27 protein-coding genes are annotated in these 23050 nt (G+C 66.9%); 14 read left to right on the forward strand and 13 right to left on the reverse strand.

The window, feature by feature from the left end; all coding sequences use genetic code 11:
• Window positions 1-159: 159 nt before the first annotated feature.
• Entirely contained in the window at window positions 160-525 is a 366-nt protein-coding gene (locus tag ACSQ3M_RS07940; RefSeq protein WP_284168511.1) for a DUF1127 domain-containing protein, read from the reverse strand.
• A 168-nt stretch (window positions 526-693) separates the two neighbouring features.
• Between ACSQ3M_RS07940 and ACSQ3M_RS07945 the strand changes: the two genes are divergently transcribed.
• Window positions 694-1575 carry a LysR substrate-binding domain-containing protein gene (locus tag ACSQ3M_RS07945; protein ID WP_436149527.1) on the forward strand — a complete coding sequence of 294 codons (882 nt, stop codon included), beginning with the start codon at window positions 694-696 and terminating at the stop codon, window positions 1573-1575.
• A 27-nt stretch (window positions 1576-1602) separates the two neighbouring features.
• On the opposite strand, the gene ACSQ3M_RS07950 is transcribed toward ACSQ3M_RS07945, so the two are convergent.
• From ACSQ3M_RS07950 to ACSQ3M_RS07980, 7 genes are all read right to left on the reverse strand, one after another.
• A complete protein-coding gene (locus tag ACSQ3M_RS07950) occupies window positions 1603-2139 on the reverse strand; it encodes a TadE/TadG family type IV pilus assembly protein (RefSeq protein WP_436149528.1) in 537 nt (178 codons plus the stop codon).
• Complete coding sequence (locus ACSQ3M_RS07955; protein WP_436149529.1) at window positions 2139-2624, reverse strand: TadE/TadG family type IV pilus assembly protein; 486 nt, start codon at window positions 2622-2624, stop codon at window positions 2139-2141. The genes ACSQ3M_RS07950 and ACSQ3M_RS07955 overlap by 1 nt, the downstream gene beginning before the upstream one ends.
• 11 nt (window positions 2625-2635) lie before the next feature.
• Entirely contained in the window at window positions 2636-3742 is a 1107-nt protein-coding gene (locus ACSQ3M_RS07960) for a TadE/TadG family type IV pilus assembly protein (RefSeq protein WP_436149530.1), read from the reverse strand.
• A 268-nt stretch (window positions 3743-4010) separates the two neighbouring features.
• The gene (locus ACSQ3M_RS07965; RefSeq protein WP_436149531.1) at window positions 4011-4184 is read right to left on the reverse strand and encodes a Flp family type IVb pilin; all 174 of its coding nucleotides are present in this window, start codon (window positions 4182-4184) and stop codon (window positions 4011-4013) included.
• A gap of 192 nt (window positions 4185-4376) precedes the next feature.
• Complete coding sequence (locus ACSQ3M_RS07970; protein WP_436149532.1) at window positions 4377-5762, reverse strand: glutamate--cysteine ligase; 1386 nt, start codon at window positions 5760-5762, stop codon at window positions 4377-4379.
• Window positions 5763-5985: 223 nt separating this feature from the next.
• Window positions 5986-7161 carry a carboxylate-amine ligase gene (locus tag ACSQ3M_RS07975; RefSeq protein ID WP_436149533.1) on the reverse strand — a complete coding sequence of 392 codons (1176 nt, stop codon included), beginning with the start codon at window positions 7159-7161 and terminating at the stop codon, window positions 5986-5988.
• Window positions 7162-7326: 165 nt separating this feature from the next.
• Window positions 7327-8067 (reverse strand): 16S rRNA (uracil(1498)-N(3))-methyltransferase, encoded by a 741-nt coding sequence (locus tag ACSQ3M_RS07980; protein ID WP_436149534.1) that lies wholly within the window; start codon window positions 8065-8067, stop codon window positions 7327-7329.
• A 176-nt stretch (window positions 8068-8243) separates the two neighbouring features.
• On the opposite strand from ACSQ3M_RS07980, the gene ACSQ3M_RS07985 reads away from it, so the two are divergent.
• Window positions 8244-8714 carry a hypothetical protein gene (locus tag ACSQ3M_RS07985; protein ID WP_436149535.1) on the forward strand — a complete coding sequence of 157 codons (471 nt, stop codon included), beginning with the start codon at window positions 8244-8246 and terminating at the stop codon, window positions 8712-8714.
• Between the two features lie 9 nt (window positions 8715-8723).
• On the forward strand, window positions 8724-9674 hold the full coding sequence (ubiA, locus tag ACSQ3M_RS07990; RefSeq protein ID WP_436149536.1) for a 4-hydroxybenzoate octaprenyltransferase: 951 nt from the start codon (window positions 8724-8726) through the stop codon (window positions 9672-9674).
• On the opposite strand, the gene ACSQ3M_RS07995 is transcribed toward ubiA, so the two are convergent.
• On the reverse strand, window positions 9671-10198 hold the full coding sequence (locus tag ACSQ3M_RS07995) for a DUF6101 family protein (protein ID WP_436149537.1): 528 nt from the start codon (window positions 10196-10198) through the stop codon (window positions 9671-9673). The genes ubiA and ACSQ3M_RS07995 overlap by 4 nt on opposite strands.
• Window positions 10199-10444: 246 nt before the next feature.
• Here ACSQ3M_RS07995 and ACSQ3M_RS08000 point away from each other — a divergent pair, with 246 nt between their 5' ends.
• The 5 genes from ACSQ3M_RS08000 (at window position 10445) to lpxK (ending at window position 14810) form a co-directional block, all read left to right on the forward strand.
• Window positions 10445-11272, forward strand: a complete 828-nt coding sequence (locus ACSQ3M_RS08000; RefSeq protein ID WP_436149538.1) for a 3'(2'),5'-bisphosphate nucleotidase CysQ — start codon at window positions 10445-10447, stop codon at window positions 11270-11272.
• A gap of 203 nt (window positions 11273-11475) precedes the next feature.
• Window positions 11476-11718: a DUF4170 domain-containing protein gene (locus tag ACSQ3M_RS08005; RefSeq protein ID WP_436149539.1), complete on the forward strand. Its 243-nt coding sequence runs from the start codon at window positions 11476-11478 to the stop codon at window positions 11716-11718.
• Between the two features lie 28 nt (window positions 11719-11746).
• Entirely contained in the window at window positions 11747-12496 is a 750-nt protein-coding gene (locus ACSQ3M_RS08010; RefSeq protein WP_436149540.1) for a lysophospholipid acyltransferase family protein, read from the forward strand.
• Window positions 12493-13794 (forward strand): 3-deoxy-D-manno-octulosonic acid transferase, encoded by a 1302-nt coding sequence (locus tag ACSQ3M_RS08015; RefSeq protein WP_436149541.1) that lies wholly within the window; start codon window positions 12493-12495, stop codon window positions 13792-13794. Before ACSQ3M_RS08010 ends, ACSQ3M_RS08015 begins: the two co-directional genes overlap by 4 nt.
• On the forward strand, window positions 13794-14810 hold the full coding sequence (gene lpxK / locus ACSQ3M_RS08020; protein WP_436149542.1) for a tetraacyldisaccharide 4'-kinase: 1017 nt from the start codon (window positions 13794-13796) through the stop codon (window positions 14808-14810). Before ACSQ3M_RS08015 ends, lpxK begins: the two co-directional genes overlap by 1 nt.
• Here lpxK and ACSQ3M_RS08025 read toward each other — a convergent pair.
• Window positions 14796-15017 (reverse strand): DUF2093 domain-containing protein, encoded by a 222-nt coding sequence (locus ACSQ3M_RS08025; protein ID WP_110488173.1) that lies wholly within the window; start codon window positions 15015-15017, stop codon window positions 14796-14798. The two genes, lpxK and ACSQ3M_RS08025, sit on opposite strands and share 15 nt — an antisense overlap.
• A 119-nt stretch (window positions 15018-15136) precedes the next feature.
• Between ACSQ3M_RS08025 and ACSQ3M_RS08030 the strand changes: the two genes are divergently transcribed.
• On the forward strand, window positions 15137-15982 hold the full coding sequence (locus ACSQ3M_RS08030; protein ID WP_436149543.1) for a dienelactone hydrolase family protein: 846 nt from the start codon (window positions 15137-15139) through the stop codon (window positions 15980-15982).
• A 31-nt stretch (window positions 15983-16013) separates the two neighbouring features.
• Here ACSQ3M_RS08030 and ACSQ3M_RS08035 read toward each other — a convergent pair whose 3' ends face one another.
• Both ACSQ3M_RS08035 and xseA read right to left on the reverse strand, forming a co-directional pair.
• Complete coding sequence (locus ACSQ3M_RS08035) at window positions 16014-16742, reverse strand: SGNH/GDSL hydrolase family protein (protein WP_436149544.1); 729 nt, start codon at window positions 16740-16742, stop codon at window positions 16014-16016.
• A gap of 156 nt (window positions 16743-16898) precedes the next feature.
• Window positions 16899-18419: an exodeoxyribonuclease VII large subunit gene (gene xseA, locus ACSQ3M_RS08040; protein WP_436149545.1), complete on the reverse strand. Its 1521-nt coding sequence runs from the start codon at window positions 18417-18419 to the stop codon at window positions 16899-16901.
• Window positions 18420-18511: 92 nt separating this feature from the next.
• Here xseA and purD point away from each other — a divergent pair, with 92 nt between their 5' ends.
• The 5 genes from purD to ACSQ3M_RS08065 are packed head-to-tail and all read left to right on the forward strand — an operon-like array spanning window position 18512 to window position 22338.
• Window positions 18512-19792, forward strand: a complete 1281-nt coding sequence (gene purD, locus ACSQ3M_RS08045; RefSeq protein ID WP_436149546.1) for a phosphoribosylamine--glycine ligase — start codon at window positions 18512-18514, stop codon at window positions 19790-19792.
• 58 nt (window positions 19793-19850) lie between these two features.
• Window positions 19851-20105, forward strand: a complete 255-nt coding sequence (locus ACSQ3M_RS08050) for a type II toxin-antitoxin system VapB family antitoxin (protein ID WP_436149547.1) — start codon at window positions 19851-19853, stop codon at window positions 20103-20105.
• On the forward strand, window positions 20102-20524 hold the full coding sequence (locus ACSQ3M_RS08055; protein ID WP_436149548.1) for a type II toxin-antitoxin system VapC family toxin: 423 nt from the start codon (window positions 20102-20104) through the stop codon (window positions 20522-20524). Before ACSQ3M_RS08050 ends, ACSQ3M_RS08055 begins: the two co-directional genes overlap by 4 nt.
• Window positions 20521-21435 carry an alpha/beta fold hydrolase gene (locus ACSQ3M_RS08060; RefSeq protein ID WP_436149549.1) on the forward strand — a complete coding sequence of 305 codons (915 nt, stop codon included), beginning with the start codon at window positions 20521-20523 and terminating at the stop codon, window positions 21433-21435. Before ACSQ3M_RS08055 ends, ACSQ3M_RS08060 begins: the two co-directional genes overlap by 4 nt.
• Before the next feature lie 27 nt (window positions 21436-21462).
• Window positions 21463-22338, forward strand: coding sequence for a patatin-like phospholipase family protein (locus ACSQ3M_RS08065; RefSeq protein ID WP_436149550.1), 876 nt, complete (start codon window positions 21463-21465; stop codon window positions 22336-22338).
• Here ACSQ3M_RS08065 and ACSQ3M_RS08070 read toward each other — a convergent pair.
• Window positions 22298-23044 (reverse strand): ArsR/SmtB family transcription factor, encoded by a 747-nt coding sequence (locus ACSQ3M_RS08070; RefSeq protein ID WP_436149551.1) that lies wholly within the window; start codon window positions 23042-23044, stop codon window positions 22298-22300. The two genes, ACSQ3M_RS08065 and ACSQ3M_RS08070, sit on opposite strands and share 41 nt — an antisense overlap.
• Window positions 23045-23050 lie beyond the last annotated feature (6 nt).

Below are 23050 nucleotides of genomic sequence, written 5' to 3' on the forward strand. Positions count from 1 at the left end.
CCGGGCTCGGCGCAATGCGGCGCAAATGTGGTCGAACTTGCTGAATGAAGCGTTACGATGCGCGCGATCCGGTTAACGACCGCGGCCAGGTTGCACGCCGAGCAAAAAAAAGGGCGGCAGCCGAAGCCACCGCCCGCAGGGACGCGTCACGCCAAGGGGTCAGGCGTTGCACGCGATCTTGATGTCTTTCGCGCTCGGCCGCAGCGCAGTCTGAATCACCACCGGCCGTCGAACCCCGGCCTCTCGCCGGCTCGCGGCAGCCGACTGCTGCTGGTCGGAGCGTGCCTGCAGCACGCTGGACGGATCTTCCAGCCAGGAGGTGGCGAGCGCGCCGGCGATATCGGAACGCACGAGGCCGATATCCTTCAGCCCGCGCTCGTCGAGCTCGCTGAGATGCATCACCTCGCGGCGGTGCACCAAGGCTCGCACCAGATTTTTGACGCCGATGACCGTCTGGGTGGCAGCACGCGTCGCGCCACCAGAAACGGCAGACAGGGACTTCGTGACGAAGGTCATGACCAGCATGACAGCCTCCTCGGGAGTTGAACGGTTCATCTTCCCACTCAACCGCGACATCGGCGGGCAGGAGCGGGACAGTGACCAAAGGATAACTCTGCTCTGGTCATCAGCCAAACGAATGGTTATGATGGTTGACACAACCGATCTTGATGAACCTCTGGGAGGAGGCCGGTCATGGCCCATGTGCTCGACGCCGATCAGCTCAAGACCTTCGTCGCCATCTCCGACACCGGCTCTTTCACCCGCGCCGCCGAGATCGTCTTCAAGACGCAATCGGCCGTTTCGATGCAGATGAAGCGGCTCGAAGAGCGTGTCGGCCGGCCGCTCTTCGGCCGCGACGGGCGCCATGCCAAGCTGACCGAGGACGGCGAGCGCCTGCTCGACTATGCCCGCCGCATCGTCCGGCTCAACCTCGAATGCGTCGCGAGCTTCACCGAGGCCGATCTCAAGGGCCGCATCCGGCTCGGCGTGCCCGACGACTACGCCGACCGCTACCTGCCGGAGATCCTGGCGCGCTTCGCCCGCTCGAATCCCCGTACCGAGGTCACGGTGGTCTGCGAGCCGACCCCGATGCTGGCGGAGCGGATCGGCACCGGCGACATCGACCTTGCGATCATCACCCATGTCGAGGGCCGCGGTCAGGGCGAGATCATCCGGATCGAGCCCCTGCTCTGGGTGACCTCGGCCCGCCACTGCGTGCACGAGGAAGACCCGTTGCCGCTGGCGCTGGGACGGCCGACCTGCAACTGGCGCCAGGCGGCGGTCGAGGCGCTCGAGAGCAAGGGCCGGCGCTTCCGCGTGCTCTATGCGAGCTGGAATTCGACCGCGGTCGGCGCGGCTGTGGTGGCGGGGCTCGCGGTCTCGGTGCTGCCGGAGAGCGCGGTCAGGCCCGGCATGCGCATTCTGGGACCCTCGGAAGGCTTCTCCACCCTGCCCTCCTGCAAGATCGGCCTGCTACGCACCAGGCACGACCCGTCGATCCTGTCGAACGCGCTCGCCGAGCACATCATCCAGAGCCTGGACAATCTGCAGAGCTTCAAGGTCGCGGCGGAGTAACCGACTGCTGCGAGCCCGAACCGGCGATCAGGAACGAGAGGCGAGAACGACGCGGGCAGCGCGGAAATTCTTGGTCATGAAGCCCCAGTCATCGGCGAGACCGAGGATAATCGGCTGGTGGGTATAAGTCGCGAGCACCGCTACCCCTCTGTCTCCATTCGCCATCGTCGCCATGGCGGTGGTGTTCATATCGGTCGGCAAGTAGGTCATTGTGCCTACAATGTCCTCGACGCGGTTGTTTCTCTTCTCGAAATTGGCCATGCCGACCTGCATTGTCGCGAGTTTCGGCGCGATGGTTGCTTGCCGCAGCCTGACCGCTTCCATCGCGGAGATCGCGCAGCCCGAGGTTCCCTTGCAGGAGGCGGCGATGGCCTGGGCCACCTCCACCGTGAACCGATTCAGGTCGCGCTGGATGGTGATAGCCTGAGTGACGTCAACGGCCCCCGAGAGCAGCGCGAACATGCCCGTGCTGATCAGGGCGAACTCGATGGCTGCGACGCCGCTCTGGTCGCTGACCAGATCGCGCTGCTTTGCGCGCGGGAATAATCTGGTGATCAGCTTCATCACGGCCTCGTATAAAGCGCGGCTGCGTTGACGTTCAACGTCGGCAGCCCGGGCACGAAGGTGACCACCGGGGCCCGGGCCCGAATGAGCATCATGGTGCCTGAAGTGCCCGCGACAAAGGTCGCCCCCGTGACTGGCTGGGCGGCTGCCGGATAGCTCGCCAGCGGCTGGGTTTCCACTCGCAGATTGGTCGCGCAGTTATCGAGCGCGATCATCCGCGCACAGATTTGCGTTACCACCGCACTGCGATTGCCGGCATAGGTGCCGGCGGTCCGACCGGTGGCCGCGTCGGCAACGGCATCATGAATGTACATCTGTGCCAGGAAGGCGAGCGCGAACTGGAGAATGCCGAGCATCAAGACAATGAAGCTCATGCCGATGAAGGCGAACTCGACCGCCGTCGACCCTGCAACGTCGCGTCGGAACTTCCCCAATCGCGCTACCAGACGCCTCGCATTGATCAGTGGAATACCGCTCTTGGCCATGCAGCGCTCCATTACGGGCATTTGATGCTGCAGAACCGGATGTAATCGATCAGACCACCATAGGTATCCTCTCGACCAGCAGCCTGGAAGAAGATGCGATAAGTCCCCTTCGTCGTGACTTTCAACGGGATCTTACGCTCGGTCCACTTGTCGGTGTGCACGCAGACATCGACCTGATCGGTGGCCTTGTCCACATCCTTGGAAGGCGTAGCATAGCTGCTCGACTTCTTCTGGAAGAAGACTTCGATGCGGTTGGTCTTCTCTCTCCAGTCCGCCGCCTTGACCTTGTCCCATACCGCTTGCGCGTCGGTCTTATAGGCGCACAATGTCTGGCTGCCGTAAGCTGGGTTGCGCTCGCGTGAGATGTACCAGTAACTCAGCTCGTAGTCGCCAACCTCGAGCTGTGGGTTGGTCCCAAACTCGCGCCACATGCTTGAATTGGTCTTGCAGCCCGAGGTGTAGCAATGCGAGTCAAGCTCGGCGAAAAAGTTGCCGAAGCGGATCGTGTTGGCCGCGAGCTCGGGAATTCCGTTGATCTCGATGCCGCCCTGGCTGCTTTGCGTCGTCCAGCCGTTCCAGTTCTTCAACACGGACCAGCTGTTCGAGGCGACGTTATGGCCGGTCTCCCAGGATTCGACGAAGAGAACCGTGCCGGTTCCAGTGCCGGGCGGTGTCCCAGGCGTTCCTAACGTATAATTGCATTGCCGTTCGATGCGCAGCGCGATCGTGTTGTAGCCCAGTATACCGCCGAAGGCGTTCGTGCTGGTGGCGGACGCAACGGCAGTGATGACGTTGTTGGCAAGCGAACTCGTCATTGTGACGCCGCTAACGCCAGATTGGGAGAGGCTGTTGATCCTGTCCCTGATCTTGGTGTTTGCGACCGAAGTATAGTCCTTTTTCGGATCGGCCCCTGTCTGAGACGACTGGTAGTTGATCTCCAGCGCTGCCTCACGGCAGCCGATCTCGACCTCACTGGCGATGCGTTGCCGTCGCGCTGCCGCCTGACTGAGATCAATGCCGCCGCCGACCGCGAGCGCGATCGCCGGCGCAGCGAGGCCGAACATCAGCGCGCTGACGCCGCGAGCATCCTTGAGGAAAGAGCGAAACAGGGCCGACATCCGGGAGCCTCGCAGAACTACGCGATCGGGAAGCATCATGACGTGACGCTAGGCCAAGCCGGATTGAGAAAACCTTTCAAGGGCCAGTGAAAGTCACTGGCATTGTTGCAAAAAAGGCGCCCGGCAGCGGGTTTCTCCAGCAATATGGTAAAATGCAGTTAAAACTAAGTGCAGAATGAAGGGCCAGGATCGCGGGAAGGACGACTGGGCAGGATGCCCGGGGGGCGGAGCCGCGAGCCAAGTTTCAAACGTGCTGCTCGACGGTCGATTATTGCAGGCCCGGCAGGATGCTCGCGTATTTCGCATCGAGCAGCGGCCCGATCTGCCGGATGGTGGCGATCGCCGCAATCGAGACAAAGAATGCGATGAAGCCGTATTCCAGCGCGGTCGCGCCACGACGATCGCGCAGGAAGTCTAAGACCAGGGCGGAAAAGCGTTCCATAGCCCAATAATGGCGCAAAATTCCGGACGATTGGTTAATCCGAAGCGCGAAACGCGTCGGTTCGTCCTCGCCTGATCTTGAGCTCGCCGGCTAGAGCATTTCCGCGTTTCTCCGAATCGCAGAAATGCTCTAGGTCATTGTTTTATCGCACTTTCTTCACGCGAACCGGTGTCCACTTCGCTCGAAAATGCTCTAGAAGGCGAGCTCCGGGAAGACCGGCTCGACCTTGCCGCTCCAGGCGCCCTGCTCACGGACCGCCAGGCGCTCGGCGAGCGTACGGCCGCTTTCGGCGATCGCGACGACCGGATCGAGATACTGTGTCTCGTCGCGGCCCTGCGCGTCGAGCAGCGCCCGGCGGGAGAGGCCCGCGCGCGACAATTCTACGACCTCGCGGGCCAGTTCCCGCAGCGGTCGCCCGCCGATCCGCGCATTCAGCCCGGCCTTCGGCGCCGTATCGCGCAGTTGCTGCCGCTCGTCGGCGCTCCAGCCCTTGACCAGGTCCCAGGCGGCCGAGAGTGCGGCGTCATCATAGAGTAGGCCGACCCAGAAGGCCGGCAATGCGTTCAGCATCTCGACCGGGCCGGCATCGGCGCCGCGCATCTCGATGTAGCGCTTGAGCCGCGCCTCCGGGAACAGAGTTCCGAGATGGTTGACCCAGTCCGATATCGTAGCGCGCTCGCCGGGCAGTTGCGGCAGCTTGCCGGAGAGCAGATCGCGGAAGGAGGCGCCGGCGACGTCGTGATAGGTATCGCCGCGCTTGACGAAATACAGGGGAACGTCGAGTGCCCAATCGACATAAGCCTCGTAGGACATGCCTTCGTCGAAGGCGAAGGGCAGCATGCCCGAGCGGGCATTGTCGGTATCGCGCCAGATCTCGGAACGCATCGACTGGAAGCCGTTGAGCTTGCCCTCGCTGAAAGGCGAAGCGGCGAAGAGCGCCGCCGCCAGCGGCTGCAGCGCGAGCGAGACGCGTAGTTTGCGGACCATGTCGGCCTCGCTGGCGAAGTCGAGATTCACCTGGACCGTGCAGGTGCGGAACATCATGTCGAGGCCGCGCGTGCCGACCTTGGGCATGTAGTTCTTCATGATCTCATAGCGCCGCTTCGGCATCATCGGCGTCTCCTCGCGCGTCCAGAGCGGCGAGTGCCCGAGCGCGAGGAAGCCGATGCCGTGCGGCTCGGCCACCGCCTTCAGATCGGCGAGATGCTGGTCGAGCTCACGCGCCTCCTCATGCACGCTTGCAAGCGGCGCCCCCGAGAGCTCGAACTGGCCGCCCGGCTCGAGCGAGATCGCGCCGCCGCCATCGGGACCGGCGAGGCCGATGATGTGACCGGCGTCGAGGATCGGCTCCCAGCCGAGGCGCTCCTGCATGCCCTCGAGCAATTGCCTGATGCCGCCGCTGCGGCCCGCGGCAGCGCCCTCATAGGGAACCGGGCTGAGATCGTCGGTGTAGAACGGGAACTTCTCGTGCTCGGTGCCGAGCCTGAATTCGGAGGCCGGTTTCTCGCCCTGCGCGATCCAGCCGATGAGTTCGGCCTTCGAGCTGATCGGGGTGGTATCGGATACGTCGCGGGCCATGGGCGCTCCGGCATGCGTGCACCGGCGCGCCACCTGCCTTTTTCAGGCAGCTGGAGAACGCTCCGGATCGAACGGGGCGACATGGCCAGCGGGAGCGGATGCCCCGCCGCGCCATGCGCTAAGGAGCGCCAGACATAGGCGAGCCGCGACAATCCGACAACGACCGCCAGCGCGTGCAGGCGCGCTTCGACCTTGCATGGATGCATGCACGGCCAAGCCCGCCTCAAGCGGCGCCCTGCAACAGATTTGCCCCTTGCGGCAGGAGCCCGTCATCGTCTGCACGTGTCTGCGCCGCGATCCAGTCGGTCACAGCGACGAGGCCTGCGGCCTGTCCGCCGGCGCCGGTGCGCGCCTCCTCATAGACCGCGAGCTGCATGTCGGCGCTGGTGCCGCCGACGGCGATGTTGCGGCAATGGGCGAGATCGAGGCCGCAACCGAGTGCGGCGGCGTCCTCGTCGAGCAGCGCCAGCACCTCGTCCAGAAACTGCCCGACCGGGAGCATGGCGCGGCGCTTCTCGCAGACGAAGCCACCATGCAGGCCGTAGCGCTGGGCGCGCCAGATATTCTCGCCTGCGAGGGCGCGCGAGGCGGCCGTCAAATCGGCGTTGAGTCCGGGCTTGCGAGCGAGATGACGCACGAGGCAACGATAGAGCGCGGCGATGGCGAGCGTGTCGTCGAGCCGCGTACAGCTGTCGGCGACGCGCAATTCCAGCGTCGGATGCTTTTTGGACGATCGGATCGCCCACCAGATGAAGCTGGAATCGCGCATGGCGCCCGACACCACCATGGTGTCGACATAGGTCCGGTAGTCGGCGGCGCTGGTGAAGAGCTCCGGCAGGCCGGTGCGCGGCAACTCCCCATAGGCGCAGAGCCGGTAACCCATCAGGCCGGTCCGCCGCCCCTGCCAGAAGGGCGAAGAGGTCGAAAGCGCAAGCAGCAGCGGCAGGAAAGGGAGCATCCTGACCATGATCGAGATGCGCTGCTCTTCATCCGGCACCTCGACATGGATGTGCAGGCCGCAGAGCTGGTTGCGGCTGCCGAGCATCTGCAGATCGCGCATGATGCCGTCATAGCGCTTGGCCTCGGTCGCGCGCTGGCGGGCCCAGACCGCGCTCGGATGCGTGCCGCAGGCCAGCAGAAGCATCTCGTGCTCGCGGGCGAGCGCCGCCAGACCGGAGCGTAACTGCCTCAACGACTGGCGCGCCTGGGTCATGTTCTCGCAGACCGGCGTCGCGACCTCGATCTGCGACTGCAGCATCTCGCGCTGCAACTCTTTGGGGAAAGCGGCCTGGGCTGCCTCGATGAAGTGCGGTGCGATCCTGCGCACGACGCCGCGGCTTTCGGCATCGGACAGGAAATACTCTTCCTCGACACCAAAGCGGTAGGCGTTGCTCACCATGATATCTCTCCCCTGGCGGCGCGCCCCGAAGCGGAGCGGCGGCGCCAGACTGCCCGTCAATGAGTCGGAACTGCGACCAGCGGCGCAGTTTCGACGCCTCAACGCGGCACTGGCTGCCGCGTTCCGACCGGCGGCGAAGAAGCCGATCTTCGGCAAGCCACGGAGTTAGTTGGCGGACCAGTCGCCGAGCGTCGCCTGGACGACGGCGAGCGCCGCGACTGCCGCGGTGTCGGCCCGCAGGATGCGCGGTCCCAGCGACAGGCGCAGCGTCCGCTCGCGCTGGAGAATTAAAGCGCGTTCCGATTCGTCGAAGCCGCCCTCCGGTCCAATCAGCACGGCGAGCGGCCCGCGCGGCGCTCCCTGCAGGGCAGCCAGCGGGCTTTGGGTGTCGAGCGCCTCGTCGCAGAAGATCAGCAGCCGCTCCGGTTCGAGGGCAGCAAGTGCCGCGGCGAGCGGTTGCTCGGGCCTGATCTGCGGCAGGGCCAGGATGCCGCATTGTTCCGCCGCCTCCACCGCATTGGCGGCGAGCCGGTCGAGATTGAGCCGGGAGACCTGAGTGAAGCGCGTCAGCACCGGCTGGAGCACGCCTGCTCCCATCTCGACGGCCTTCTGCGCCATATAATCGAGACGCGCATGCTTCAGCGGCGCGAAGAGATAGGTAAGATCAGGCGCCGGCGGCTGTGGACGAAGCTGCTTCACCGCTTCGAGGCTCGCCTGCTTGCGTCCCTCCGCCCGAATCGCACAGAGCCATTCGCCGTCACGGCCGTTGAAGACCAGGATGGTGTCACCGCCGCGCAATCTCAGCACGTTGAGCAGGTAATTCGCCTGGTCGCGCGCGAGCTCCAGCACGGCTCCCGCCGCCAACGGCGCCTCGCTGAACAGCCGGTGCTTGGTGAAATCCCGCATGCGACCCAATCCCATACTTGCAAGAATGGCGCGAAAGTCGCCACAATCCTGCGCTATCGGCAAGTCGATCCTAGTCAAATGCAAGCCGGCGCTTGTTGGCGCACGGCACTGGCTGTTATGGGAAAGCCCGCAGCGCCGGGACGGGCGTGGGTAACGGGACAAGAGCGGAGCGGATGATGCGGCGATACGCGACCCTGAAGCTGGCTACGGCGCTGGCCGGCCTCGGTCTGGCCGCGCCTGCCTTGGCGCAGGCGCCCTCGGGCTGCGAGAATCTGCAGAAGCTCGTCCAGGAGCGCCAATCCATCGTCCAGCAGCTCAACGCCTCCACCAAGGCGAAACGCAAGATGACGCCGCAGCAGGCCTGCGGCACCTTCGGCCGACTGGTCGGCAACGGCAATGCGCTGATCAAGTTCGCGACCGCCAACCAGGACTGGTGCCAGATTCCGGCGACCTTCGTCGATGGCATGAAGGCCGACAACGAGAAGGCCGACACGTTCCGCGGCCAGGCCTGCAATGCGGTGAAGCAGCAGGCGACGATGCAGCGGCGTGCGCAGCAGCAGGCGCAACAGCGGCAGGGCGCCAACCCGTTCGGCGGCTCCGACTCGGTCACCGGCGGCGCGATGCGCGTGCCGCAGGGCGCGCTCTGACGGCGCCCGATGGCGCCCTCTCCCCCAGTCGCTGACGCGCCACTTCCCGACGCGCTGACCGGGCACTGGGTCGACACCAGAGCGCCGAAGCGCTTGCGGCCCTATCTCAAGCTTGCCCGGATCGAGCGCCCGATCGGCTGGCAGTTGCTGTTGCTGCCATGCTGGTGGTCGGCCGGGCTCGCCGCGATCGCAGCCGGGCTGCCCTTTCCCAATCTCTGGCACTGCCTGCTCTTCCTGATCGGCGCCATCGTGATGCGCGCCGCAGGCTCGACCTTCAACGACATCGTCGACCGCAAGCTCGACGCGCAGGTGGCGCGCACGCGGGGCCGCCCGCTGCCCTCCGGTCAGGTCAGCGCGAAGGCAGCCGCGCTCTTCATGGTCGGACTGTCGCTGGCCGGCTTTATCGTGCTGCTGCAGTTCAACCGCTTCACGGTGATCGCTGGCATCGCCTCGCTGGCGATCGTCGCGATCTATCCGTTCATGAAACGGATCACCAACATGCCGCAGTTCGTGCTCGGCCTCGCCTTCTCCTGGGGCGGGCTCGTCGGCTGGAGCGCGGTGTTCGGCCGGCTCGATGCGCCGGCCTATCTGATCTACGCCGCCGCCGTGTTCTGGACGATCGGCTACGACACGATCTACGCGATGCAGGACATCGAGGACGACGTGATCGCCGGGATCAAGTCGAGCGCGCGCTATTTCGGTGCCTTCACCCAGCAGGCCGTCGGAATCTGCTACGGTGCGACGATCGCGCTCGCCGGCGTCGCCGCCTGGTTCGCAGGGGCCGGCCTCGTCGCCTTCATCGGGCTCGGGATCTTCGCGCTGCACCTGGGCTGGCAGGTCCACAGCATCGCCGGCGCCGATGGGCGTAACGCGCTGATGCTGTTCCGGTCCAATTGGCATGCCGGCCTGATCCTGGCGGCCGGCTTCGCACTCGACGCGCTGGTCGCCTTCGTCTTTTAGGACAGGATCTCGCCCCGGATTACCACCGGGCGCTCCGGCAGACGGCCAGTCTTGCGCCTCGTCAGGAAGCGCGGGCGGCGCCCGGCCAGCAGGGCATGACGGCGGCGGATGCGGGTCGGCCCCAGAGCGAGCCGGCCGATTTGCGGGTAGGGTTCGGTGATCGCGCCATCGCTGGTTTCGAGCAGGAGCGGCAGGCCGCTGGCGCGGCCGGCGTCTCGCCAGACGGCGATGGCGTCGTCCTGATCGAGCACGGCGACGATGACAGAGCGGCCGTCACCCGCGGTCAAGGCGAGTTGAAAACGATCGTCATCTTCGATCGCGCCACCAGCCAGGCGCAGCGCAATGCCGCGCCAACCAGCACCGCCGCGCAGGATGCGCACCGGGCCGATACGCTCGATACGGGGCCCATCTTGTTGCAGCGGCGCATTCGCGGGCTGCGGGGGCTGTCCATTCTGATTCTGTGCACCACCGGAGAAGGTAGGCACGCAGCCAACCTCCCCGGCGGCCGGCGTGACGCTGGCCATCGGTTTTAACGCCTCTCTTCAATCCCTGCTGCCGGAACCCTCTGTCGAGGCGGGGTTCTCGTGCTTGCAGGAAGGAGAGTGGCCGGAAGGATTGTCCGAGCGCTTAAGAGCTTGGGTTAAACAAAGGTGATGAAGCGGTTTTCAGCCCGCTACCGGTCGGTTTCCCGGATGATGCTTGACGAAATCTTTCAGGTCGCCCCGGTTTTTTCCTTGTTCCGTCGCACTCTGCGGCCATAACGGGTCATGATGGAAAAGACTCTGCTGCCAATCGCCGAGGATATGCTGCCCGCGGTCGAGGCCTCTTGCCGCGAGGCCGGCCAGCTTGCGCTCGACCTGTTCCGCCCCGGCGCGCAGACCGCTGCCAAAACCTGGTCGAAAGCCGGCGGCTCCCCGGTGACGGAAGCAGATATCGGCGTCGACACCTTCCTGCATGTGCGCCTGTCGGCGCTGCTGCCGGACGCAGCCTGGCTTTCCGAGGAAACGGTCGACGACGCGCTGCGCCTGTCGCGCCGCTTCGTCTGGGTCGTCGACCCGATCGACGGCACCCGCGCCTTCATGTCCGGCTCGCCCGATTGGGCGGTCTGCGTTGCCCTGCTCGACGAGGGCAGACCCATCCTCGGTGTGGTGCACGCTCCTGCAAGCGCTACGACCTATACGGCGATCAGCGGCGGCGGCGCCATGAGCAACGGCAAGCCGATCCGGACGCGCGCGGTCGACACGCTCGCCGGCGCGCGCATTGCCGGCCCGAAACCGATGCTCGACGCGCTGGCACGACAGGACAGCTTCATCCCGGCCGACAAGATCCCGTCGCTGGCGCTGCGCCTCACCCGCATCGCCGATGGCACGATCGATGCCGGGCTGGTTTCACCGGATGCGCGCGACTGGGATCTCGCCGCCGCCGATCTCGTCCTCAGCGAAGCCGGTGGGCAGGTCACCACGGCCGAGGGCGAGGCGATGCGCTATAACCGCGAGGTGCCGGTCCACGGCATGCTGGTGGCGTCGGGCCGCAACCTCGTCGCCCCGCTTGCGCAGGCGCTGCGCCGCCTGCGCGAAAGCCAGCCGCAGCGCAGCTGAGTGCGACGCAGCGCTGCTGCCGCCACGTCAGGACGAAACTGCCGGAAATAACCGCATTTTCTTGCTGAACGGGCCTCGCGCGCGAACGGCGGATGGCTTATCTGATCGCACGGTAAAAATGCGATTGGGGTAAGCTGGAGCGGTCCGGCGGCGCCTCAGCGTGCTTTCGACAGACAATTCGAGACACAGGCCGGAGACGGATGATGAGCGCGAGCCAGGACAACAAGCAGCTGCTGCACCTCGTGATCGGCGGCGAGTTGAGCTCGCTCGAGGGAGTCGAATTCAAGGACCTCTCCAAGGTCGACATCGTCGGCGTCTACCCCAACTACGCTGCCGCTCACGCCGCCTGGAAGGCGAAGGCGCAGGCCACGGTGGACCAGGCCCAGACCCGCTATTTCGTCGTGCACCTGCACCGCCTGCTCGATCCCTCGACGGGCCAGCACTGACGATAAAGGACGCTGCCAGACCGGTTCGATGGGATTTTCCCTGCTCAAGACGAAGTTCGCACAGGAGGCGCTCGGCCGCAGCCTTGCCTTCTATCTGCGCCTGGTGCGACGCACGAACCGCTTCGTCGTCGAGCCGGCCGAGATCTATGATCAGGTCCGCGGCGAGCTGCCGCTGATCATTGCGATGTGGCACGGCCAGCACATCATGATCCCGTTCGCCCGGCCGGACTGGATGCCCTCCTATTCGCTGGTCTCGCGCCATGGCGACGGCGGCTTCAATGCAGTGGCGCTGCGCGAGCTCGGCATCGGCGCGATCCGCGGTTCTGGCGCCTCGGGCAAGAAGGTCCGCGAGAAGGGTGGCGCGCCGGCCTTCCTCGCCATGATCCGGCGGCTCGCCGCCGGGGACACCATGGTGCTGACCGCCGACATTCCCAAGCGTGCGCGCGTCTGCGGGCCCGGCATCGTCCAGCTGGCGCGCGCCTCGGGCCGGCCGATCCACCCGATCGCGGTGGTGACCAGCCGACGGATCGATTTCAACAACTGGGACCGCGCCTCGATCGGCCTGCCCTTCGGGCGCGGCGCCATCGTCGTCGGCGATCCCGTCAGGATCGCCCGCGATGCCGATGAAGCGACCTGCGAGGCCGCGCGCCTCGCCGTCCAGGCCGGGCTCGACGCCGTGCACGAGCGCGCCTATGCGCTGATCGGCGCGCGCGATCCTGGCGCCGGGCTGCGCGAGGCCGCGGCCGCCAAGGCCGCTGCCAAGGCCAACGCCGCATGATCGGCCGCAGCTTCGTCATCAGCGCCTACCGGACGCTCTCGGCCTTGCTCGAGCCGGCAGCCGCCGGGCTGCTCCTCTGGCGGCGTCGGCGCGGCAAGGAAGACCCGGCAAGGCTGTCGGAGCGACGCGGCTATCCGAGCGTCGAGCGGCCGGCCAAAACGCTGGTCTGGCTGCACGGCGCCAGCGTCGGCGAGACGGTGACGCTGCTGCCGCTGATCGAGCGTCTGCAGCGGCGTGGGCTCGCCGTGCTGGTCACCTCGGGCACCGTGACCTCGGCGCGGCTCTTGGCGCAGCGCCTGCCAGCAGGGGCGATCCATCAGTTCCTGCCGCTCGACGTGCCGCGCTACATGCGCCGCTTCCTCGACTATTGGCGCCCCGATCTCGGCCTGATCTGCGAATCCGAGATCTGGCCGAACCTGATGATCGAAGCCGGCAAGCGCAGCGTGCCTTTGGTCATGGTCAATGGCCGCATGTCCGAGCGCTCCTTCCAGCGCTGGTACAAATTCCCCAAGACCTCGCGCTATCTGCTCTCCGGCTTCGACCGCTGCCTGGCGCAATCGCAGGAGGACGGGCAGCGCCTCGCCCAGCTCGGCGCGCCGCGCGTCAGCATCGCCGGCAATTTGAAATTCGACGTCCCGGCCCCGCCGGCCGATCCCAACACACTGGCTCTACTCGACGGCCTGGCGGCGGGACGGCCGGTCTGGGTCGCGGCCTCGACCCATCCGGGCGAGGAGGAGGACGTGCTCGCCGCCCATCTCGGCGTCCAGGCGCATCTGCCCAAGCTCCTCACCATCGTCGTGCCGCGCCACCCCGATCGGGGCGGCGAGGTCGAGGCGCTTGCAAAGGCCAACGGCGTCGTGAGCGCTCGCCGCTCGCTCGGGCAGCTACCCGAGCGCGACATCGATTTCTACATCGCCGACACGCTCGGCGATCTCGGGCTGTATTATCGGCTGGCGCCCGTCGCCTTTATAGGCGGTTCGCTCGCGCCGATCGGCGGCCACAACCCGATCGAGCCGGCCAAGCTCGGCTGCGCCCTGCTGCACGGCCCGCTCGTCCACAAATCGGCCGAGCTCTTCGCCGCCTTCGATGCGGGCGGTGGCGCGATCCAGGTTGCGGACCGACAGGAACTCGCCCAGGCGGTGCATCGCTGGCTCAGCGACCCGGCGGCTGCACGCCAGGCTGCGCGCGCCGCGGCCCGGACCAGCGCAGAACTCAGCGGCGCGCTCGACCGTACGGTCCAGGCGATCGAGCCCTTGCTGCTGCGTGCCACCATCGGCCAGCGCGAGACTACGGACTGATGCGCGCCCCGGGCTTCTGGTGGCGCTCGTCCCCAACCGCCCTCGCCCGGCTGCTGCAACCGTTCGGGGCGCTCTACGGCGCGATAACGCTCAACCGGATGCAGCAACCGGGCGCGCGAGCCGGCATCCCGGTCATCTGCGTCGGTAACTTCGTCGCCGGCGGCGCCGGCAAGACACCGACCACACTGGCGCTGGCGGCACGGCTGATTGCGATGGGGGAGACACCCTTCGCCCTGACGCGCGGCTATGGCGGCAAGCTGCCGGGCCCCCTGCGTGTCGACCCAGCCCAGCATATCCCCGCAGATGTCGGCGACGAGCCGCTGCTGCTCGCAACCCGCCTGCCGACTGTCGTCGCACGCAAGCGGCCAGCGGGCGCGGCGCTCGCGCGCGGTTCCGGCGCAAGCCTCGTCCTGATGGATGACGGGCTGCAGAACCCCTCGCTGTACAAGGATCTGCGGCTGGCTGTCGTCGACGGCGCAGTCGGCGTCGGCAACCGCCTGTGCCTGCCGGCGGGGCCGCTACGCGCGCCGCTCGGTGGTCAGATGGAGCAGGTCGACGCGATCGTCCTGATCGGAGACGGCCTGGCGGGAGACCATGTCGCCACGCAGGTGCTCGCTGCCGGAAAGCCGGTGCTGCGCGCCAAGCTCGCACCGCCGGCCGAGATCCGGGCGGAGCTCGCCGATCTGCCGGTTCTGGCGGTCTCGGGGATCGGCCGGCCGGAGAAATTCGCAGCAACCCTGCGCGCCGCAGGAGCGCGGCTCGTCGGCGAACGTGCCTATGGCGACCACCACGCCTATACGGCGGGCGACGTCACAGCGCTGATCGCCGAGGCGAAGGCGAAAGCCTGCTGCATCGCCGTCACCGAAAAGGACATGGTCAAGCTCGCGCCGCTCTGGCCGGTTGCCGAGCGTTCGCTGCTGCTCTGCGTGCCGGTCACGCTGGCCTTCGAGGACGAGCCAGCACTTGATGCGCTGCTGCGTGCGATGCTCGCACAGGCTCGTTCAGCTGCGGCCTGAGCGGCGGACCCGCAGCAGCACGGCCTCCGGCGAGGCATAGGCTTCCTGCCATTCCACCGACCAGTAGCGCAGATCCTCGAGCCGGATCACGGCGCCGGTGATGGCACAGCGGACAAAGGCGCCGGGACGCACGACGCGGAACTCGCCGTGGCCGTAATCGACCAGTGCTTCCGATCCGGAGGGGGGCAAGCGTTCGTTGATGTTCATCACGGAGCCGGACGATAGAGCGGCGAAGAGCTAGCGTAAAGGTTGCGATAGGGCGCAACCACTTCTGAATCAACGCATTGTTCCAACATGGTCTTTCTGTGATAGCGTCAGTTACGATGATGTCCAGCCTGACCCGCGCCCTGGCCTTGGCGATTGGTCTTGTTACCCTGCTCGCGGTGCCCGCGATGGCGGGTGGCTATGAGCGCGTCCGAATTCCCCACGATGATTACCAGCTCGATGCGGTGCTGTTCCGCCCGCCGGGCCCCGGTCCCTTCCCGGCCGTCGTCGCGCTGCATGGCTGCGGCGGCCTCTGGCGCGAGCCCGACAAGCTCTCGCTGCGACATAGCGACTGGGGCGAGCGCCTGGCCGCAACGGGCCTGATCGTGCTGATGCCGGACAGCTACGGCTCGCGCGGGCTCGGGTCGCAATGCGGCGTCAAGGACGTGACCATCCGCGCCAGCCGCGAGCGCGTCGGCGACGCGATGGCGGCACGGCGCTGGTTGCAGGATCGTGCCGATGTGCGCCGCGACACGATCGCGCTGCTCGGCTGGTCGGGTGGTGGTTCCACCATCCTCGCGGCGATCCGGAAGGATCGCAGGCCGGCCGACCGCCAGCCCGATTTCGCGCGTGCCGTAGCGTTCTATCCCGGCTGCCGGACGCAATCGGAATCGGGCAGCTTCGAGGCCCGCCTGCCGACACTGATCCTGATGGGCGATGCCGACGACTGGACCCCGCCCGCCCCTTGCGATTTCCTCGTCAAGGCCGCCCGCGCCCGCGGCGAGCCGGTCGAGCTCGTGCTCTATCCCGGTGCCGTGCACGATTTCGACCATCCACGCCTGGACCGGAGGGAGAAGGAAGGCGTCGCCTTTTCCGCCTCCGGAACCGGCAAGGTCACGGTGGGCACCGACCCGGCGGCACGTGACGACGCGATCCGGCGGGTCAAGGCTTTCCTGATGGGCAAGTGACCCGGCGGCCGAGGGCGGTTCTGCCCGGCCGCTACCGCGCCGAGGCTGCGAGCGTCACCGTGGGCTTGTCGCCCAGAAGCGAGCGGGCGATGTCCTGCGCCAGGCAGGCATAGCCGGCATCGCTCATATGGAAGCGGTCGCCGGCGAGCGCAGCCATGAAGCCGGCCTCGTCCTGCTGATACCAGCCCAGCATCGCCTGATAGCGCGACAGGACCGGGACGGCCTGCGCCCTGGCGATCTCGGAGATCGCATCGACATAGGCGCGATAGCGCGCCGTCTCCTTGATGCCGGGGTAGAACTGCGGATCGAGGATGACGAGCCGGGTGCGCGCCTGCCTGGCGGCAGCGATGCCGTCGGCGACGAGTTGGCGGAAAGTGCCGAGATCGCCGCCGGTCACCGCATCATTGGTGCCGACCTGCCAGATCACCAGATCATAGCGGCCTTCCGCCAGCGCGGCCTTGAGGCGCGACAGCGTCTGCGGCGCGGTTTCGCCGCCGATGCCGGCATTGACCATTTCGATGGAGCGGCCCGAAAGGCCCTCGCGCAGCAGCGTGCCGAGCCGGGCTGGATAGGTCTTGTCCTTGCCGCTGGCGCCGATGCCCTCCGTCGAGGACGAGCCGATGGCGAGAATGCGCAGAGGCGTGCCGCCTCTGTTCCAGGCCGAGGCGAGATCGATGGCGTCGCGCGTGAGTGTCGACGGCTTGCAGATGAACTCGGAGGCGTTCGCCTGCTGGGGCAGCAGGCCCGCAAACGCAAGCATGGCAAAGGCGCAAGCAAAGCCTGTCCGGAAACCGGCGAGCATCAAGGAGCATCCCCCAACCGCGATCAACCAGCGATTATCCGGAGCTAGCTGAACGCTATCTGAACAAGGCGGGGCTCATCCAGAACCGTGGTGAATCGCAGGTTTTCGGGGTTGTCAGAACAGATCGCCCTGCCCGCCACCTCCGGCTGGCTTGCGTCCCGATGGCCGCGGCGCCGGCGCCGAGGTTCCGCCCGGCACGACGGCTCCGAAGCTGCCATCGGCAAGCGTGACCTGAAGGGCCAAACCAGGCCTTGCCGCTGCTGCGCTGCGCAGCAGATTGCCGTCCTCGTCGCGCACCAGCGCATAGCCACGCGCCAGCACCGCTTGGGGCCCGAGCGAGGCGGCGAGCGCCCAGACGCTCTCCAGCCGGTCGCGGCGGCGCTGGAGCTGGCGGGTGAAGGCCGGCAGCGCCCGTGTGGAGACCGAATAGAGATTATCTCGGGCTCTGGCGATCCTGTTGCGTTCGACCAGAAAGATCTTGCCGCGAGCCGCGGCGAGAAGCTTGGCGAGGCCATCGAGCTTCGCGGCATGCGTCTTGAGCTTTGCCGCCGGCGACTGGCCGTGCAGGCGCCGGTCGAGCTGGGCAAGCTTCTGCTCGTGCACGCGGGCATTGCGCGCCAGCGCCGGGCCGAGCTTGGCAGCCGCAAGATCGAGCCGCTGGCGCGGCGCTGCCAGCAGTCCTTCCGCCGTCGGCAGGGCCCGGGCGAGCGCGCGCAGATCGCTGCGCCGACGCTCGGACAGGCGCAGCGTCGCGCCGGACAGCCGGCGCGACAGGTCGGTGACTTGCGCCAGCAGCTCGGCACGCACCGGCACGACCTTCTCCGCCGCGCCGGTTGGCGTCGGGGCGCGCAGATCGGCGGCGTGGTCGATCAGGGTCACGTCGGTCTCGTGGCCGACGGCCGAGACCAGCGGGATCAGCGAGGCCGCGGCAGCACGCACCACCGCCTCCTCGTTGAAGCCCATCAGGTCTTCGAGCGAGCCGCCGCCGCGCGCGACGATGATCACGTCGGGGCGCGGGATGCGGCCGCCTTCGGGCAATGCATTGAAGCCTGCGATCGCATTGGCGACCTCGGCTGCACTGCTCTCGCCCTGGACGCGCACCGGCCAGACCAGGACATGGCGCGGAAAGCGTTCCTCGAGCCGGTGCAGGATGTCACGGATGACAGCACCTGTCGGCGAGGTGATGACGCCGACGACGCGCGGCAGGAAGGGGATGAGCTGCTTGCGGCCCGCATCGAACAGGCCTTCGGCAGCGAGCTTCTTGCGCCGCTCTTCCAGCAGCGCCATCAGCGCGCCGATGCCGGCCGGCTCGAGCGAATCGATGATGATCTGGTAGCTCGACTTGCCGGCGAAGGTGGTGATCTTGCCGGTCGCGATGACCTCGAGCCCTTCCTGGGGCTTGGTCTTCAGCCGGCCGAAGACACCCTTCCAGATCACCGCGTCGATCTTGGCGTTGGCGTCCTTCAGCGAAAAATAGACATGACCAGAACCGACCGGGCCGCGGTAGCCGGAGATTTCACCGCGCACGCGCACGAAGCCGAAGGCATCCTCCAGCGTGCGCTTGAGCGCACCGGAGAGATCGGAGACCGACCATTCGGGGGCGTTGCCAGCCGGCGGGGGCGATTCGCTGTCCATGGCGCGAACTTAGCGGCGCAAGGCCGCAAGCAGAAGCGTTGCTCCGTCAGCCTGCGGCAGCTATTGCGCCTTTGAGCAAGCGGAGAGGTGCGATGAACATTCTTCTGATCGGGTCCGGCGGGCGTGAGCACGCCCTGGCCTGGGCGATCTCGGCGTCGCCGCTTTGCGACAGGCTCTTCATCGCGCCCGGCAATCCCGGCACCGCGGAATGCGGCACGAATGTCGTGCTCGACATCGCAGATCACCGCGCCGTCGCCGATTTCTGCAAGCTGATGAGCGTCGGCCTCGTCGTGGTCGGGCCGGAGGGCCCGCTGGTCGACGGCATTGCCGACGATCTCGAAGCCGCCGGGATCAAGACCTTCGGCCCGTCCAAGGCGGCGGCGCAGCTCGAAGGCTCGAAGGCCTTCACCAAGGAACTCTGCGCCGAGTTCGATATCCCGACCGCAGCCTTCGCCCGCTTCACCGACGAGGCCGCGGCCCGGGCTTATGTCGCGAAGACCGGTGCGCCGCTGGTGATCAAGGCCGACGGACTCGCCGCGGGCAAGGGCGTGGTCATGGCCGAGACGGTCGAGCAGGCGGACGACGCGCTGGCGATGATGTTCTCCGGCGGGCTCGGCGCGGCCGGCGCCGAGGTCGTGATCGAGGAATGGATGATCGGCGAGGAAGCGAGCTTCTTCGCGCTCTGCGACGGCGCCCATGCGCTCGCGCTCGCCTCGGCCCAGGACCATAAGCGCGTGGGTGACGGCGATACCGGCCCGAACACCGGTGGCATGGGCGCCTACTCGCCGGCGCCGGTGATGACCAAGGCGCTGGAAGAGCGTGTCATGGCCGAGATCATCGCGCCGACGCTCGCCGGCATGGCCAAGCGTGGCACGCCGTTCAAGGGCGTGCTCTTCGCCGGACTGATGATCACGGCTGATGGCCCGAAGCTGATCGAATACAATGTCCGCTTCGGCGATCCCGAATGCGAGGTGCTGATGCCGCGCCTGAAGAGCGACATCGTGCCGGCGCTGCTCGCCGCGCGCGACGGCGTGCTGAACGCCGTCGATCTGCGCTGGTCGGACCAGGCGGCGCTGACGGTGGTGATGGCTGCGAACGGTTACCCCGCCACGCCCGAGAAAGGCAGCGTCATCAAGGGCATCGAGAAGGCCGCCGCCGAAAAGGACGTTCTGGTCTTCCATGCCGGTACGCAGGCGAAAGGCGACGACCTCGTCGCCAATGGCGGGCGCGTGCTCAACATCGTCGCGCTCGGGAAGACTGTCTCTGAAGCGCAGGCCAAGGCCTACAAGGCCGTCGACCTGATCGACTGGCCGGGCGGCTTCTGCCGGCGCGATATCGGCTGGCAGGCGGTGAAGCGCGAGCGCGAAGGCTGACAAAGCGGGCAATGTGACGTATATATCGCGCGGTAATCGATATATACGCGAGGATGCCATGGCCATCCTGATCAAGGACCCGGAAACCGATCGCATCGTCCGCGAACTGGCGATGCGCACCGGCAGAACAATCACGGACGCAGTCAAGACAGCGGCCGAGCGGGAGCTCGCTGAATTGCCGCCGCGCAAAGGCCGGATCGACATGGCGAAGCTGGAGCGGACGCTCGCTGAAATCCGCTCCTATCCGAAGATCAATGAGCATCTGACGGATGACGAGATCATTGGCTACGATGAGAACGGCCTTCCCTCGTGACAACCTTGCCGGTTGTCGTCGATAGTTCTGCCATCATTGCCATTATCCGCAGCGAGCCCGAGCGGGCCGAGATGCTTGGCGTCCTCAACAATAGCGGCGCCAATTTCTGTTCCATGGTCACTTTCGTCGAAAGCTTCATGGTCTCGACGAATCGCAACGCCGATGCTCCAGTTGCCCTGCATCTGAGGTTGTTCGACGATCTTGGCATCGAGACCGTGCCTTTGGATCAGAAACAAGCCGTTCTCGCCGCCGAGGCCTTCGCCCGCTTCGGCAAAGGTCGCCACCCCGCCAGGCTCAATCTCGGCGACTGCTTCTCCTACGCTCTTGCCAAATCCTTGAACGCTCCCCTGCTCTACAAGGGCGACGACTTCGGCCGGACTGACATCGTTTCAGCGGCCGCGATGGGAGCACGCCCATGACCAACATCGACAGCCTCTTCCCCGGCTTCAAACCGCATTGGATCGACGGACCGGTCGGCAAGATCTTCGCCCGTGTCGGCGGCGAGGGACCGCCGCTCGTGCTGATCCACGGCTTCCCGCAGACCCATGCTGAATGGCATGAGATGGCGGGCGAGCTCGCCAAGACGCATACGGTCGTCTGCCCGGATCTGCGCGGCTATGGCTGGTCGGCCGCTCCGCATGGCGACGGCGGCAAGGCGCTCTACAGCAAACGCGGCATGGGCGAGGATATCGTCGCCGCGATGAGTGCGCTCGGCTTCAACCGCTTCGCGGTGATCGGCCATGACCGCGGCGCCCGCGTTGCCTATCGCCTCGCGCTCGATCATCCCGGCCGGGTCGAGCGGCTCGTCCTGCTCGACATCCTGCCGACTGTGTCGATGTGGGAAGGCATGAACGCGGCGCGCGCCATGCAGGTCTATCACTGGACCTTCCTGGCCCAGCCCGAGCCGGTCCCGGAAAAGCTGATCCAGGCCGACCCCGCCGGCTGGCTCGATCATACGATCGCGAGTTGGACGCGGGCGAAGGAGCTGAAGGCCTTCCACCCGCTGGCGCTGGCCGCCTATGCCGACTCCTTCAACGACCCGTCGCGCATCCATGCCGCCTGCGAGGATTATCGTGCCGGCGCGACGACCGATCTCGACCATGACAAGGCCGATCTCGGAGCGGGGAAAAAGATCCTCTGCCCGGTCCTCGTGCTCTGGGGCGAGGCCGGCATACCGGCCAAGGGCGCAAGCCCGCTCGAAATCTGGCACGAAACCTTCGCGCCGCAGGCGGAAGGTCAGGCGATTGCCAGCGGTCATTTCCTGCCGGAGGAGAATCCGCAGGACACGCTCGCGGCGGTGAAACCTTTCCTCGCCAGACCGGTTGCCTGAGCGGCTTCCGCGCCGCAACATCCGGTCATGACCAGCGTCTCCAGCCCCCTCGCCCGCCTGCCCGGCCCATCCGGACCCGAGCTCGTCCTCGTGCTCGGCTCGGGCGGCGCGCGCGGCCTCAGCCACATCCCGGTGCTCGAGGCGCTCGACGAGCTCGGGCTGAAGCCGGCGCTGATCGCCGGCTCGTCGATGGGCGCGATCGTCGGCGCGGCCTATGCCGCCGGCCTCTCCGGTCGCGATTTGCGCGCCCATGTCGAGGTCAGCTTCCGCGACCGCGCCCGGGTGATCGCCCGTTTGCTCGAAGCGCGTGTCGGCAAGATCGCCGATCTCTGGCGCGGCGGGCTCGGCAATCCGGTGCTGATCGATGGCGAGCGCCTGCTCGACCTGTTCTGGCCGCAAGTCGTGCCGGACCGATTCGAGGAACTGGGCATCCCCTTCCTCTGCGTCGCGACCGACTACCACCTGCATGACGAGGTCATCATCGGCAGCGGCCCGCTGACGCCGGCTGTCGCCGCCTCGCTGGCGATCCCGGGCCTGATCCGGCCGGTGACGATCGGCGGGCGGGTGCTGATCGATGGCGGCGCCATCAACCCCCTGCCCTATGATCGCCTGCTCGCCCCGGGACGGCTCGTGCTCGCGGTCGACACCAGCGCGCCGGCGACCGTCAGCGACAGCCGCGTGCCGGAGCCTCTCGAGGCGATGGTCGGCGTCTCGCAGATCCTGACGCGGGCGCTGGTCCAGCGCATGATCGAGCGCCAGCCGCCGGGTATCCTGATCCGCGCCGGCGGCGAGGGCTTCGGCGGACTAGACTTCTTCCGCTGGCAGGCGATCTTCGACGCTGCGCAGCCGGCCAAGGAAGAGGTCAAGCGGAGGCTGTCAGAGGCGCTCGAACGGGCGGCGTAACAGCGTCAGGTTCGTCGCAGCGGAAGCCCGGCAGGCCAGCCTCCAGCGCCGCGCGCCCCTCCTCCGTCAGGATGACGGCGCGACTGTCCCTGATCCGCGTCACCCAGCCTGTTTCGAAACAGCGGCAGGCCAGCGCCGCCGCCAGCGAGCCGGCGAGATGCGGGCGGCGCTCGCTCCAGTCGAGACAGGGACGCAGCGCCGCGCGCTTGCCTCTGCTCGCGGTGGCAGGATCGACCCCGAGTCCGGCGAACAGCCCGACACCAGAACGGGTCAGCCCATAGCCGCCATCGGCGACGGAGAGATGCCCGCCAGCAACGAGCGCATCATGGATCGCGATGCCCAAGCGGCCAGCGAAATGATCGTAGCAGGTACGCGCCCGGGCGAGGTCCGCTCCAACGCGCGACGGCAAGCGCCGCCCGTTCGCCTGGCCGCCGGAGAGCACCATCAGCCCTTCGAGCGCGGCGGCAACCTCCGGCCCGGCCAGCCGGTAATAGCGATGGCGGCCCTGCACGGCGACGCCGAGCAGACCGCCCTGCATCAGCTTGGCGAGATGGCCGCTCGCCGTCTGCGGCGCGACGCCGGCGAGGAAGGCGAGCTCCTTCGCCGTGAGCGCGCGCCCATCCATCAACGCGTGCAGCATGTTGGCGCGGGCCGGATCGCCCATCAGATGGGCGATCTCGGCGAGATAAGGTCCGTGCATGGCCATGGCTCA

Origin of the sequence: Allobosea sp. LjRoot90, assembly GCF_964254315.1 — a bacterium.
Taxonomy (GTDB): domain Bacteria; phylum Pseudomonadota; class Alphaproteobacteria; order Rhizobiales; family Beijerinckiaceae; genus Allobosea.